Raw genomic sequence first — 14,439 nt, 5'->3', positions numbered from 1 at the left:
CTTGATTATTTCTTATTTGATAATGTCAAATCTCAATACGCTGGACTGATCTTGCCCAACAATTCGTAGGTAATACATCCCGTTAGACAGGCTACTGACGTCTACGCTCATTGCTTCGTTGGCATCGATGCCTGAAATCTGAAGAGAATTGATCAATTGACCTGAAATGGAAATAACCTCTAAGCTCAGTTTTTCATTCATTGTGCTCGATGACTGTAAGAACAATAGGGTAGAAGCCGGGTTAGGATAAATTCCAAATGCGATTTGCTCTGAATCTGAAATGCCAAGAGCAGTGGTAGACACGTTATAGCTTACAACCGCAGAACCACAGGCATTAGAGACGGTCAAGCTCACGTTGTAATCACCATCTTCTGCATATACGTGCACTGGAGATTCTTCAGTACTGGTAGAATCATCACCAAACGACCACAAGTAGGTATCTCCAAAATCTGAATTGTTGCTGAACAGCACTGCAGTTCCACTCACTGACCAACTGAAGTCTGCCTCTGGAAGCAACTGATCGGCCACAATTGTGAAGCTCTCAGAATGAACACAGCTGTTAACATCCGTAATGGCTACGACATAGTTGCCGCTTGTAAGGTTAACGTAATCACCATTGGATTGAAGACTGCCACCGTTAAGCGTGTAGTTGTACGATGGGGTTCCGCCAACTGCAGTTACGTGAATTTCGCCACTGAAATTATTCTCGCATGGAACACCGATCACCGTATCGATGATAAAATCTAAAAGTGGAGGACTGACCAACGTAACAGTATCAGAATCCGTACATCCATTGTCATCCATTACAAAGATCAAATGATTTCCGCCACCAACTCCAAATAGGAATTGACCGTTCTGGTACGTTCCTCCGCCATTGGAAGAATACATGTACGGTGGAGTTCCGCCTCCAGCCTGAACGGTTACAGTTCCTGTTTGCGAATTAGGACATGCTGGATTGTTTAGAATTGTATTGTTGATGGAGACAGCAGTTGATGGCTGACTGATGGTCACATTCACGCTGTCAACACAACCGTTAAGGTCCTTGGCGTAAAGCGTGTAAGCACCTGCTGCAAAGCCTTCAAAAACAGTTGATGTTCCGAAAGTGGTGTTATCGTTCGAGTAGGTGTAAGTAGGCGTTCCACCAGCACCGATCAATTGAACAGAACCTGAAGCTTCATTAAGACAAGCAGCATTCGTCACGTTTGCACTTATCACAAAAACGGATGTTGGCTGCGAAACAATTACTCCTTCAGATGCTGAACAGCCGTTTGCATCAAGAACCACTGCAAGATAAGTTCCAGCAACTACATCAGTAAATTGCCCCCCATTCTGAACAAAAAGACCACCTCCGTTCGATGAATATTGATAATTCGGAGTTCCTCCTGTAGCAATGATCTCAATCATTCCGCTGTCATCTCCAAAGCAAGAAACAGGCGCAGAGTTTGTTTCGATAGTTAGTACTGAAGGCTCGAAAATGGTTTCAGTCACGTTGTCTAAACAGCCATTCGCGTCTCTGACCGTGATGGTGTACGTTCCAGCAGAAAGTCCTTCAAATGTTCCGCCTCCAACGAAGCTAACGCCATCCAAACTGTATTGATAAGGAGCTGTGCCAGATGCTGCTTGTGTCTCAATACTTCCGCTTGATTCTCCAAAGCAATTTGCATCAGCACTTGCCAATATCGAAAGTTGAAGAATGCCTGGCTCCGAAAGCGTTACGTGCACCGTATCTGTACAACCATTGGCATCCAAAACGCCTAAGATGTGTAGCCCAGCAGCAAGGCCATTAAATGTACTCGGGTTAGCGAAGCTACCACCATCTATACTGTACATGTAAGGCGTCACACCACCTGTTGCTGCAACTTCAACAAGTCCTGAGTTGTCTCCGTTACAAAGGAGGTCTTCTGCATTCACAGATCCAAGAACCAATACCGCAGGTTCTGAAAGTATGATTACCGTATCGAAAACACAAAGATTGTTGTCTGTAATCTGTACTGCGTGAACTCCTGCTACTAAGCCTGAGAATGTTCCGTTTACTTGTGGAGAGCCTGAATCTAAACTGTAGCTGTAAGGCCCTGTTCCGCCAGTTCCAGTAACCGAAATTGCTCCAGAATTATCTCCGTTGCAAAGAATGTCATCGAAGCTGATTACGTTGATTCCAAGCGCTTCATTTGGTTGAGAAACAACAGTTGACGCTGTGAATTCGCATCCGTTTACATCATAAGCGGTCACATCGTAACTACCAGCAGGAAGGTTAGAGAAGTTTCCGTTGGAAACTGGTGTGGCACCATTCAGGCTCAAGGTCCAAGGAAATGCTGGACTTCCTACTGGAGTTGTGTTGATAGCTCCAGTCGATTCTCCGAAGCACAATACATCGGTTGGAGTAAGTGTGAAATCAGGAAGATCATAGATCTCAATTTGCTGCGTACCAGTATTGATACAGAAATTGGCATCGGTAACTGTCAACGTAACGTCATAAAAACCAAAGGTGGTATAATCGTGATTGACATTGGTTAAACTGGAACTTGAACCATCGCCAAGATCCCAAGTGTAGGTTCCGGAAGAAGATGCATTCACAAATGAGGCTGTGCTTCCTTCGCAAACATTGCTGAAAGTGAAGTCGACAGTTGGAAGCGCATTTACCAACACGTTTACGGTGTGAGTATTAACACATCCATTACTATTTGTAACGCTCAAAACCACCGTGTAATTTCCCGCTGATGCATAAGTGTGTGTCGGGCTTGGGTCAAATGAATTGTTTCCATCACCAAAATCCCAAGAATGAGAAAGCACGCCATCTCCTGTACTTAGATTCGTGAATTCGGTAGCAAAACCTTCACATTCTGTAGAAGCGGTGAAAAGTGCTGTTGGAGAATTATCGACTGTTACTGAATGAGAAATCTCGTCCTTGCAGCCATTATTGCTTGTTACTGTGAGCGTAACCGTGTAAGTTCCATCCAAGGCGTAAACATTGCTAGGAGAAGCATCTGTTGAAGTATTGGTATCTCCAAAATCCCAAGCATAAGTTAGTGTTCCACTGGCAATGGTTGATGTGTTGGTAAAGACAGTTGCATTTCCTTCGCAACCTTCAACGAAGGTGAAGCCTGCAACTGGAACTGGCGTTACATCTACTGTTTGGGTAACAACATCGGAACAACCTTCAGGTGTTTCTACAAGTAAGCTTACGTCATACGATCCAAGCGCGGCAAAAACATGCGTTGGGTCAACAAGTGTAATTGGCCCGCTACCATCGTCCATATTCCAAGTCCAACTAATGATACTGGTAGATGGATCAATTGTAGATTCGTCCGTGAAGAAAATTGATTCACTAAGACATGCTGGCGAAAATGAGTAATCAGCAACTGGAGTTGCGTTTACAGAAACTGTGAATGAGCAAGATGAAACATTCAAAGCAGCATCTGTGATCGTCCATTCCTGAGTGGTTGATCCAATCGGAAATGTGTTTCCAGATGTGAGTCCAGATCCGTCTGTCTGTGTGATGGTAAAACCGCAGTTATCTGAACCAATAGCAGCTGAGTAGCTCACCAACATGCCACTAGCATCTGCAGCACATTCGACTATGTCGGATGGACAAGTGATGGATGGCGTTTGGTTGTCTGCAACAGTAACAGTTGCAGTGCAGGAAGAAACCAAGCCATTAACATCTGTTACAGTCAGTGTTACCGTATTTGTTCCTAGATCGCCACAGTTGAAAGAAGTCTGGTCAAGAGATGTTGTGGCAATTGCACAGTTATCAGAGGAACCATTGTTGATATTGCTGACCAGAAGGGTTCCGCTTCCTGAACCATCTAGAACAAGCGTGAAATTTTGGCAACTTGCTGTTGGATCAGTTACGTCACTTACGGTAACGGTTGATGTACATTGATCTGAGTTGCTGGCAGGATCTGTAACCGTCAACGTTACTGTATTTGTACCAATATCTCCACAGTTGAATGCGGTTACGTCTGCGGAATAAGTAATGGAGCAATTATCTGAACTACCATTGTCAATGTCGGTTGCGACAATTGTTGCATCTCCGTTTGCATCAAGGTTTACCGAAATGTCTTTACAAACTGCTGTAGGAAGATCAACATCTTCTACCGTAACTGTAGAAGTACATGTTGTACTAGAACTAGTGTTGTCAGTTACCGTTAGCGTAACCGTGTTTGCGCCAATATTAGAGCAGTTAAACGAAGAGATGTCTACTCCGAATGAAGCTAAACCAGCCATAGCTGTAGAACCATTGTCAATGTCAGGTCTTCGAAGAATTTTCGTGCTAAAGATGAAGTCGGAGCTTGCGTTAACGCTGTTTCTTCCACCAGCATAAGGATCTCCATCGTTTTTTTGAAGACTAACAGGAGAAACCAGTGGTTGAATATCAATAGTGTATTCATTTCCAGCCAATACTTCAATCATACTGTTAAGCTCATATTCCACCAATCCCGTAGCACCAACTGTAACGGTCTGTGCTGCTCCAATAGCAGAGCCACCAAAACCCTGACCTTGACGTATTATTATGTCAATATCACTAGAAGGAATGGCTGAAAAAGACAAACTGACGCTATGAAGAACCCCGTCAACCGTTGGTGTGAATGATTGATAAACGAATCCACCCGAAGTTTGAATGCCAGCAGGAATAAGTTGCTGTGCGTCAACTTGCGGAGCGGTACTTCCAATAGCAAAACTGTAATTCCCCGTTCCGTCAAGCTGAACAGTTAAATTTTGGCAAGTGGCCGTTTGAGCGGTAGTTTCTCCAGTAAATACTAGAATTGCTGCTATGGAGAGTAGAGGTAAAAGTCTTTTCATGAATTCGAATTCAGAACATGTACAACTTTGGAATAAGTGGCGCAAAATAGTAAAAAGGAAGACGAAACACGGAAATCAATAGATCAAGTTATTCAAGCTTTCGACAAACGAAGTTTTAGAAACAGAAACGGACGAAGTAGCCAGCGTGATTACGGATGTTGATGACATTGATATTGTCCAATATCAGGTATTGCCCTTTTATTCCCGTAAGGACGCCTTCTAAAATGGGTTGTTTCTCTAAGCGGATGCTTTTGACCTTCGAAGGCGTATCTAACGATGGGAATTCCAAATCCCAGATTTCGTCATCATCCAAAACGTATTGCTTCAATTCAGCGGGAAGATGCGCTTTGGCTTCTCGTTTACATTGGGTGAGGTCAGCATCCAGGAGTTCGTTCTTAAGCATGCGTTGCCAGTTCGTTTTGTCGCTGTAAAACGCTTTCAAAGCAACCTCAATCTCTCCGGATAATCTTCGATGTGGAACCTTGGCAAGAATGATGGCCGATGAAGCTCCTTGATCAATCCAACGGGTTGGAATTTGGGTTTCTCGCGTAATGCCCACTTTCAATCCACTGCTCAACGCCAGATAAACGTAATGCGGTTGAACGTGGTGCTGTAATTCCCATTCGGGGTCACGGCCTTTTCCTAAATGACCTTCGCAAAGTTCTGGTCGCAAAATACATTCAGCATTTTCAGGCGCAGTTGAAAAGCAAGGGTAGCAGAATCCTTGACCGAACGCCTTTTTCGTTGCTCTTCCGCAGGCAACGCAATTGATTCGACCTCCAAACTCAATCGACAGTTTCTTCCCTAAAAGGTCATTCAGAACAAGCTCATCTTCGCCAAGGTGAAGTCTGTAAGTTATTGGATTGCCAAACGTTGCTGGCATTTTAAATAGGTTTCCGCTAAGTTGATTGTCCATACTGCAAATATGGTCAAGATAATACATGGATGATTTTGTCCTTTGTTCCGCAAAATCATCCATAGCTAAACGTAAAGTGTACTTTCGCGCGCTGAAATAAGTAGAGTACCGAATTATGAAACGCGTTACTGAATACCGGAAATTATTTGGAGTGGAAGAGAAGGCCACGCTTAAAGAATTGAAAACCAATTACAGAAATCTGGTAAAAGAGTGGCATCCGGACAAGTTCAGGGAAAACGATGAACGCGCGGAAGAAGCCGAAGCGGTGAGCAGAAAGATCATTGATGGTTACCATTTTCTGGTAAGCATTGCACCCGAAACGCGAGAGGCGAATTTGGAACAATACAACATCACTATTTCTGAAACAGGCATTGCAGATTACTTCCATAAAGGTCTGTTGTTGGAGGTGACCTTCTTGGATGGAAGCACTTACGAGTACTTCGGAGTTCCGAAGACAGTCTTCATCAAATTCCATAATTCTGACAAGCAATATCGCTTTGGAAGAAGAAGCATCTTCAACTCATATCTCTACAGAAAGTCTAAGAAAACGACTGAAGCGGAATAGGCAAAAGCGTTCAAGTTCTTTCTTTTCAAGAATAACCTCAATTAAAGTCAATGCATACTGAATACGAGCTCAAGGTAACGTTTGAAGGAACGTTTGTGCTTGTTATTTCCAATGGAGATAAGAGTTATGAAACGGCTCATAAAATGTGGTCGATGATTGCGGAAACCTGCAAGCAACATAACTGCTACAAGGTTTTAGGCTTAGCCAATTCGACCAAAACCTTTTCTACCATGGAAGGCTACGAGCATGGTGACCTGTTTGACGAGATAGGAATAAACTACAGATACAAGATTGCTTGGTTCGAATTGAACCCAGATTCACTAGAACAATTGATGTTCATTGAAACGGTGCTTGTAAATCGAGGTAAGATTGCGAAGGTATTCACAGATGTGGATCAAGCTAAAGCGTGGCTTTTAGCCGACTAGCTCTTACCAGATATCATCAAAATCTACCAACACCTCATCTGATTTTGGATGAGCCTGACAGGTAAGCACCAATCCGGACGCGACCTCTTTATCGGTTAGAGAGTAGTTCTTTTCCATAGAAACCTCACCTTTCTTCACACGGGCCAAACAGGTGCAGCAAACACCACCTTTGCAGGAATAAGGAACGTCCAGACCTTCTTTATCGGCAGCATCCAAAATGGTCATGTTGCCCGGTTCCATATCAAATGCAAATTCGTCTCCGTCCATCACAACCGTGATGCGACTCTTGACCGTTTCGGTGTCTTCCGGAACCAGATCCAAGGCAAAGCCAGCGGTAGGGTTCGGTGTTCCGAACAATTCGAAATGCAAGCGCGTTTCATCCACACCTTTCTCGCTGAGTACTTTTTTAGCTGCGTGAATGATCTGCTCTGGTCCACACATATAAAATGCGTCTACTTCCGCAGGATCGAAAAGCACTTCGCTGAACTTGCGGATCTTTTCCTCATCAATTCTTCCTCGGAAAAAATCGGAACCCATTTCTTCCTTACTCATCACAAAATGAACCTCCAAACGGTCTGGAAAACGGTTCTTCAATGCATTGATCTCATCAAAATAGATGATGGTTGAAGCGTAGCGATTTCCGTAAAAGCAAGTGAATTTGCTTTGTGGCTCGGTTTCCAAAACGTGCTTCATCATACTAATGATTGGCGTGACACCACTGCCAGCGCAAAAACTCACGAAATGCTTCTTGTTGATGGCATCGGTATTCACCACAAATCGTCCTCTTGGAGGCAAAGTATCCAAGGTGTCGCCTACTTTCAGTTCTTGATTAACATAGGTAGAGAATCTTCCGTCTGCCACTTCTTTCACCCCAACTCGAAGTTCACCTTCTGAAGGTGAAGAACTGATGGAGTATGACCGTTTCAATTCTTCGCCATTGATCATGCGCTTAAACATGACATATTGACCAGGAATGAAGCTGAATTCTTCCTTCAATTCTTCCGGAATCCGAAGTTTGATGGAAACGGCCTCTGCTGTTTCCCGCTTTATGTCAACAACCTCAAGTGAATGAAAATTTGCCATTATTCAAGTGTTTTATCTTCACAAATCTATCATATCCGCCCACACATAAAAGTGCTTTTCGTCAGTGTATGGTAGCTTGTTTATTTAGTCACGAATTGTACGATTTACTTTTTACGCATAATGAGCAATGGCGTATGGCTGTGCATAGCCATCTTTTCCGTGTAACTCGTATTGAACAGGTATTCGAGAATTCCTGATTTGTAGGTGAACATGGCGATCATATCTGGTTTGTCGGAGGCAACGAATTGATCCAATCCGGCAATGATGTCTGAATCCATCACCGCATTGAAGGTGATCTGCGGATAGTCCGTATCTGCAATTAGCTGCAACTTGGTGCTCTCCTCATCAAAGGTCGCTGGGTCAATCATATCTGGATAAACATGCACGACATGAATGGTAGCGTTGAAAAACTGCGCAAACGAGATCAATTCTCCAATTTCCTCATCCAAATTGGTGAGGTCGGTGGCAAATGCAATATTCTCAGGACTGTTTACGTCAGCAGACGAAGGCACAAAAATGGTAGGACATGAAATATGCTCCAACACGCCAGATGCGGTAGAACCGAATATCTTGTTCTGAATAACCGATTCGCCTTTGGTGCCCATCACTATCAGATCAATTTTGTGGGCTTTGCTGTATTCTTCCAATACTTCGATTGGATCTCCAAACGTAAAATCGGGAGTGATTTTGGCATTGATACCCGTAGACTTTCTGATAGACTCAGCCAGTTCGTTGCCTGTCTTAATAGCTTCATCGCGAAGAATCGTATCCAACTTGTTCACAAACGAGTAGGAAGGACGAGGCACATTATCGCAATGCAATAGGATGAATTCCGCATCAAGATTGGCCGAAAGCGAAACAGCATATTCTGCTGCCTTGCGTGCAAGCATCGAGAAATCGGTTGGAATTAAGATCTTTAATCGCGCCATGGCTTAGATAGTGGTGGAAATGGTAGTTGTGTTGTACTTACCTGCGGTGAGGTTCTGTCTTATCTTACCGAAGGTTTCAATGGTGTATTTCACGTCCTCCAAGGTATGAACAGCGGTAGGAATAAGTCTTAACAAAATGATTCCCTTTGGAACAACAGGATAAACAACCATGGAGCAGAAGATGTCGTAATTCTCTCGCAGATCCACGATCATGGCTGTTGCTTCAGGTATCGTACCATTCAAGTAAACAGGCGTAACGCAAGATTGCGTATTACCGATATCGAAGCCTGCAGTTTTCAATCCTTCCTGTAGTGCATTTACGATTGTCCAAAGTTTGTCCTTCAATTCAGGACTTTTTCGCAGCAGTTCTAAGCGTTTCAGTGCGCCAATCACAATTGGCATCGGCAAGCTTTTGGCGAAGATCTGCGAACGCATATTGTATCGCAGAAAGTCAATCACGTCAGCTTCTCCAGCTACAAATCCACCAATACTGGCCATGCTTTTGGCAAAGGTGCCAAAGTAGATATCAATACCATCTTGACAGCCTTGTTGCTCGCCAGTTCCAGCACCTGTTTTTCCTTGTGTCCCAAATCCGTGTGCATCATCTACAAACAGTCGGAAGGCATATTTTTTCTTTAACTCAACGACCTCTTTCAGGCTTCCTTGCACACCGCTCATACCGAACACACCTTCGGTGATCACCAATACACCACCTCCTTGCTCGTTGGCCAATTTGGTGGCACGTTGCAATTGTTTCTCAAGATTTTCGATGTTGTTGTGTGGATACACAAAACGTTTTCCCATATGTAGTCGAACACCATCCAAAATGCAAGCATGCGAATCGGAATCGTACACGATCACATCATGTCTGTTCACAAGAGCATCAATGGCTGAAACCATTCCCTGATATCCGAAGTTGAGCAGATAGGCATCCTCCTTCATCACGAAATCGGCCAATTCGCGCTCCAATTGTTCGTGATACTGGGTCTGTCCGCTCATCATGCGTGCGCCCATCGGATAGGCCATTCCCCAATCTCGTGCAGCATCGGCATCTGCCTTACGCACCTCTGGATGATTAGCAAGTCCGAGGTAATTGTTCAAACTCCAAACCAGACGTTCTCTACCGTTGAACATCATTTTGTTGCTGATCTCTCCTTCCAGTTTAGGGAAAGTGAAATATCCGTGCGCTTGTTTTGCGTGCTCTCCTAGCGGGCCGCGGTTGTTCTTTATGCGTTCAAAAATGTCCATTTGGTTATAGCTTAGTGGATGAAGCAAAGGTATTTGTTCCCTTTTTGCAGGAAAATGGCAATTAAGAAAGTTTTGAACTCATCAGAAATGTTTAATTCCAAACAAACTACCATGCGAACTGGATTATGAAGGTTTCGATTGTTAAGGTTATCCACATTTCATTCTTGATAGGATATAGAAAAGTGTCTTCAATCGGCTGAGAACTTGGCTAGATTCATAGTAACCAAATCGGTATGCTGTGAAATCGTATGTTCTGAGCTTTTGTTCGCTGTGGGTGCTGACTGTAAGTTCACTTACTGTGTCTGCGCAGGATGTGAAAGACCAAGCGTATTGGGATCGATTTGACCAGGCACGACTTTACATTGCGAAACATAATGCTGGTCGGGCCATTAAAATTCTCGAAGAACTTCATCAACAAGACACGCTCAATCCGAATGTTGGATATCTATTAGGTGTTTCGTTGATAATTGTAGGAAAAGATCCAAAGAGAGCAACTTCTTTGTTCGAAATGGCTGATAAGAACTTTGCTGAGCTATGGGACAATCCTGGCGTTGGACCACCAGAACATTTGTTCTATTATATGATTTTGGCATATTGTCGAAGTGGAGCATGCGACAAGGCGAAGGAAAGTCTGGTGCGTTTGGAAGAAGCATTTGCGAACAATGAAGACTTCTTGAAGTCGGATGAATACTATTTGTTCGATGGTAGGAAATGGGCCAATCTCTGCAAAGAACCAACTATCCAATTGCTGGAGGTGCCAGAACGATTAGTGAAGCATGACCTTCGGATAAAAACCCAACCGCACAAGTACTCCACTTTATCGACACTTTATGGCGTGCAAGTGGCTGCGCTGCTCGAGCCTCAAATGACCCGCAAGTTTGATGGCTTGAATAACGTGGAAGTTTATGTGGATATGAATGGAGTGTATCGGTACGTGATTGGCAATTTCAATTTCCAGTCTCAAGCCGAGAAAATGTTAGAAGTAGTCAAAGGTGTTGGTTATGCCGATGCGTTTGTTGTGAACATTACGGACGAAGAGCGCTATCCATTGGAAGTAGTTGCATTGGACCAGAAATCGCCAAAGGCGCAAATACGGGGAGAAGTGAATTATCGAATTCAATTGGCCGCATATAGAGAAACGTTGCCAGATGAGTCAGCGAGATTCTACCTGATGATTGATAGTATTTCGGAAGTTCCGCTCGATGACCTCACACTACTAACCGTAGGTAATTATAAGAGCTATGGAAACGCAATTGAACGCAGAGATGAACTTCGTTTGATGGGTTTTAAAGATGCCTTCATCGTGGCCTTCAACGAAGGAAGAAAGGTTTCCATAGAAGATGCACGGCAGTACCTGAGAGCCATTCACGATTAATTTAACTTCAGTTTTCGTGCTGATAATTGTCAGTAATGTCGCCAAGACGTAACCTTTCACTGTAAACGAAGGTATCTTCGCCTCAACTTTAAATCTATTTCAAATGAAAAACCTTGTATTGACATTCGTGATGTTCTTGTTTGTTGGCGTAACTGCTACTATGGCACAAGACAAGAAAGCAGATGCAGACCACTCAGCAACAGTAAAAACCGAAGTTTCTGCAGAGAAACATGCCTGCGAACCAGGTTGCACGAAAGCTTGCTGTGCAGCAGCAGGAGATAAAGCGGCTGGCGACAAGAAGGCTTGCGCGCCATCTTGTGAGAAGAAATGTCCTGCACATGCAGCAGCGACTGAAGTGAAAGAAGAGCATGTTAATCCGTAATCCGAAACGCATTTAATAGAAACGGACCCGAATTATCGGGGCCGTTTTTGTTTAAGGCAATTCCTAAAGCTTTACGAAACGAAGGCGTTCATCCAGCTTTCCGTCACTTATTCGGATAAAATAGATTCCACTGCTTAAGGATTCCGTGCGTAGCTCAATTCGGTTGCTAGAGATTTGACTGTCAATCGATATTTCCGCGCCTACATTGGAATAGATGCGCACCGTTGCTTTCGGATTGAAGGTTTGAGTGGAAACGATATTCAATAGCCCAGCAGTTGGGTTTGGAAAAAGTTTGAGTTCGTTCTTGATCTGATCAACGACTGATGCTGGCTCTGTGCTGCCGGTAAACACTTTCACATTATCTATATAAAGGTTGTTGCCTTTTCGATTGACCGTTTGAAACTTCAGAAGAATATTCTGTCCTGCAAAATCGTCCAAACTCACCGAATCGCGTCTCCAATCCCATTCAAACGTGGGTATGAAGTTTGGTTGAACCGTATCTGCAGTGCTCAATTCATCCGCTTGTTTACGGTACACTTCGTTCTCAAAATTTGCTCCGCAATCGGTCGAAACGCTCACAGTAAACGTATCTTGAGATGAGATACTGCTTGTCCATTTCTGATAGGCCACATCAAATAGAAGCCAAACTGGATCAGACGTATTTGGAATAACCAGTTCATTGCTGATCAATCCATCACGTTGATTGTTGCGTGGTGTATACTTAAAGAGTTGAATTGAAGCGGAATAATCATTCCATGGAAGGCCTTGTGTTTGAAATGGTTCCCAGGTCATATCTCCATCAATATTGTTGACGAACCAATTATTTTGCGAGAATCCGTGTTCGAAATCTTCTATGAACGGAAGTGATACAGGTTCTCTTCTGTTGATGGTGTGGTACCACTTGTTGTTGTATAGATCGTACTCGCTGGGAATTCCTGAAATACTGGCCGTAATGCTCAATCCCAGATCACCATAATCGGAGGTTAAAATTGCTGGAAGATTCACAGTAATGGATTGCGCTGGCAAAAGTGTTCCTGTCCATGTAAATGATTGCAAATTCCCTGCGTTTATGTTGTATTCAAAATCGATAGAGGTAATGATGCTGTCGCCCAAATTGGTGATGGAAACTTGCGGATTCATCGTACCATCGCAGGTAAATCCCTTTTCGTTTGGATCCTCGATCATTTTCAATCCCAGATCCCAAGCTACATTCAGTGGATCTACTGGTGTATTTGTTTGGGCCAGATGCTGAAATGCAGCATAAACATCAATGATACCTCTTCCGTAAACGTTATCTTCTCCTGGATCACCAAGGTCAACGGCAGTAAGATACAATGCCCAAAGTAGCTCTTCGCCACTGAGGTACGGAAATGCTTCTTTCAGTAAGAGAATGGCGCCCGAAACATGAGGCGCAGCCATGCTTGTGCCGGAAATTGTATTGAATCCATCTGTTCCCCAAGCTGAACGGACATTTTGCCCAGGAGCTACCACTTCGGGATGAATTTCGAGTGCTGAATTGCCTCCGCTTGGGCATTGCGTTGGACCAATGGTTGAGAAATTGCTGATAGGATAGGGGAAAGGGCTGTTTCCATTTACACTTCCGACCGAAAATGTATTGACCTCGGATGTGTTAATTCGTTGCGGTGCATTTACCGTTGTATTGTTTGGCCCTGAATTTCCGCCAGAGAAAACATTGGCAATTCCGGCCGCCTCAATGGCATTCATCAGATTCACAACTATTCCACCGCACTGAACCGTGTCAGGGTCATCGCGCCAGCGCCAACTGTTGTTGATCACGTCCGGAATATCTTCTGTCGTATTTACATCACCGTCAGGATTAAGTGCCCATTCAAAAGCACCGATCATATCGGTAAGAGGAGGAAGTGCTTCCACCGTTGACGTCACGAAATCGTTAGCAATCCAATAAGCTTTGAAAGCCACTCCTATCGTGTCGTTTGTTGCTTCAACCAAGCCTGTCATGGTGCCCAAGGTGTGCGTGCCATGATCGCTAACTGTTCCGTTCGGAACATCACTGAAATAGCCGTACCAGCACTGATCAATAGGATATCGATGTGCGAGAAATCGCTCAGAAAAAGCAGGATGTGTTGGCCAAACTCCTGTGTCATAATCGTACACCATTCTTCCTCGGCCGGTATAGCCCAAAGCCCACACGGCAGGAGCATTGATGGCAACAAGACCTGACTCAACACCATTTGGTGTTCGTTGATGCGATTCTACTTCCCGAATTATTGGGTCGTGTGGAAGTATGTGCGAGTTTTCCAGATCAATCAATGCCACTTCAGGTATGTCCGCAATCTTCTCAATGGCATCTTTGCTGGCTTCCAAAACAATCATATTCACAACCCAAAAAGGCTGTATATGACTGACTTGATCTTCAAGCTCACCGTTTAATAATTCAAGAACATCTGCTTGAGAAGTTTTCGCTTGATCTTGCAACTGAGTGATCACCATTTTAGATCGCTCAGAAGCAGGAGTCCGCTGTTGCTTGAATTCATGATTCAAGGCATAGCAATCCACATTATTCTTGAATTCAATGCGAATACGATGATACTCTCCGGCATTTTCCGTGAGTGCTTGCTGTAGCTGTGAAGATATCTGACTGAATGCAGTAACAACTGAACTCAGCATCAATAGAACAACAAGAAGCGAGTAAAGACTTTTCTTCATACGAATAAGGTTTGATTGCGATAAA

At 43.9% G+C, this 14,439-nt stretch carries 10 protein-coding genes; 4 read left to right on the top strand and 6 right to left on the bottom strand.

Going from position 1 to position 14,439, the window contains the following annotated elements:
- Positions 1-12 precede the first annotated feature (12 nt).
- Positions 13-4,803 carry a PKD domain-containing protein gene (locus K9J17_02875; protein ID MCF8275653.1) on the bottom strand — a complete coding sequence of 1,597 codons (4,791 nt, stop codon included), beginning with the start codon at positions 4,801-4,803 and terminating at the stop codon, positions 13-15.
- A gap of 115 nt (positions 4,804-4,918) precedes the next feature.
- Complete coding sequence (locus K9J17_02870) at positions 4,919-5,719, bottom strand: DUF2797 domain-containing protein (protein MCF8275652.1); 801 nt, start codon at positions 5,717-5,719, stop codon at positions 4,919-4,921.
- A gap of 115 nt (positions 5,720-5,834) precedes the next feature.
- Here K9J17_02870 and K9J17_02865 point away from each other — a divergent pair, with 115 nt between their 5' ends.
- Both K9J17_02865 and K9J17_02860 read left to right on the top strand, forming a co-directional pair.
- Positions 5,835-6,284: a KTSC domain-containing protein gene (locus K9J17_02865; GenBank protein ID MCF8275651.1), complete on the top strand. Its 450-nt coding sequence runs from the start codon at positions 5,835-5,837 to the stop codon at positions 6,282-6,284.
- A 50-nt stretch (positions 6,285-6,334) separates the two neighbouring features.
- Positions 6,335-6,709, top strand: coding sequence for a hypothetical protein (locus K9J17_02860; GenBank protein MCF8275650.1), 375 nt, complete (start codon positions 6,335-6,337; stop codon positions 6,707-6,709).
- A 3-nt stretch (positions 6,710-6,712) separates the two neighbouring features.
- Here the strand turns inward: K9J17_02860 and K9J17_02855 are convergent, their stop codons facing one another.
- The 3 genes from K9J17_02855 to K9J17_02845 form a co-directional block, all read right to left on the bottom strand.
- On the bottom strand, positions 6,713-7,792 hold the full coding sequence (locus K9J17_02855; protein MCF8275649.1) for a 2Fe-2S iron-sulfur cluster binding domain-containing protein: 1,080 nt from the start codon (positions 7,790-7,792) through the stop codon (positions 6,713-6,715).
- Positions 7,793-7,896: 104 nt separating this feature from the next.
- Positions 7,897-8,721 (bottom strand): universal stress protein, encoded by an 825-nt coding sequence (locus K9J17_02850; GenBank protein ID MCF8275648.1) that lies wholly within the window; start codon positions 8,719-8,721, stop codon positions 7,897-7,899.
- A 3-nt stretch (positions 8,722-8,724) separates the two neighbouring features.
- Entirely contained in the window at positions 8,725-9,969 is a 1,245-nt protein-coding gene (locus K9J17_02845; protein ID MCF8275647.1) for an aminotransferase class I/II-fold pyridoxal phosphate-dependent enzyme, read from the bottom strand.
- A 238-nt stretch (positions 9,970-10,207) separates the two neighbouring features.
- Here K9J17_02845 and K9J17_02840 point away from each other — a divergent pair, with 238 nt between their 5' ends.
- Positions 10,208-11,344, top strand: a complete 1,137-nt coding sequence (locus K9J17_02840; GenBank protein MCF8275646.1) for an SPOR domain-containing protein — start codon at positions 10,208-10,210, stop codon at positions 11,342-11,344.
- A gap of 103 nt (positions 11,345-11,447) precedes the next feature.
- Entirely contained in the window at positions 11,448-11,726 is a 279-nt protein-coding gene (locus tag K9J17_02835; GenBank protein MCF8275645.1) for a hypothetical protein, read from the top strand.
- Positions 11,727-11,789: 63 nt separating this feature from the next.
- Here K9J17_02835 and K9J17_02830 read toward each other — a convergent pair whose 3' ends face one another.
- Positions 11,790-14,414, bottom strand: a complete 2,625-nt coding sequence (locus K9J17_02830; GenBank protein MCF8275644.1) for a S8 family peptidase — start codon at positions 14,412-14,414, stop codon at positions 11,790-11,792.
- Positions 14,415-14,439: the final 25 nt, after the last annotated feature.

This window comes from Flavobacteriales bacterium (assembly GCA_021739695.1).
Classification (GTDB): domain Bacteria; phylum Bacteroidota; class Bacteroidia; order UBA10329; family UBA10329; genus UBA10329.
Note: the sequence above shows the minus strand (reverse complement) of the source record. Positions and strands in the feature narration are given on the sequence as shown.

Coding starts and splice junctions, on each gene's coding strand:
- K9J17_02845 (MCF8275647.1), bottom strand. CDS start 9,969: ATGGACATTTTTGAACGCATAAAGAACAACCGCGGCCCGCTAGGAGAG.
- K9J17_02860 (MCF8275650.1), top strand. CDS start 6,335: ATGCATACTGAATACGAGCTCAAGGTAACGTTTGAAGGAACGTTTGTG.
- K9J17_02870 (MCF8275652.1), bottom strand. CDS start 5,719: ATGGACAATCAACTTAGCGGAAACCTATTTAAAATGCCAGCAACGTTT.
- K9J17_02875 (MCF8275653.1), bottom strand. CDS start 4,803: ATGAAAAGACTTTTACCTCTACTCTCCATAGCAGCAATTCTAGTATTT.
- K9J17_02835 (MCF8275645.1), top strand. CDS start 11,448: ATGAAAAACCTTGTATTGACATTCGTGATGTTCTTGTTTGTTGGCGTA.
- K9J17_02865 (MCF8275651.1), top strand. CDS start 5,835: ATGAAACGCGTTACTGAATACCGGAAATTATTTGGAGTGGAAGAGAAG.
- K9J17_02855 (MCF8275649.1), bottom strand. CDS start 7,792: ATGGCAAATTTTCATTCACTTGAGGTTGTTGACATAAAGCGGGAAACA.
- K9J17_02830 (MCF8275644.1), bottom strand. CDS start 14,414: ATGAAGAAAAGTCTTTACTCGCTTCTTGTTGTTCTATTGATGCTGAGT.
- K9J17_02850 (MCF8275648.1), bottom strand. CDS start 8,721: ATGGCGCGATTAAAGATCTTAATTCCAACCGATTTCTCGATGCTTGCA.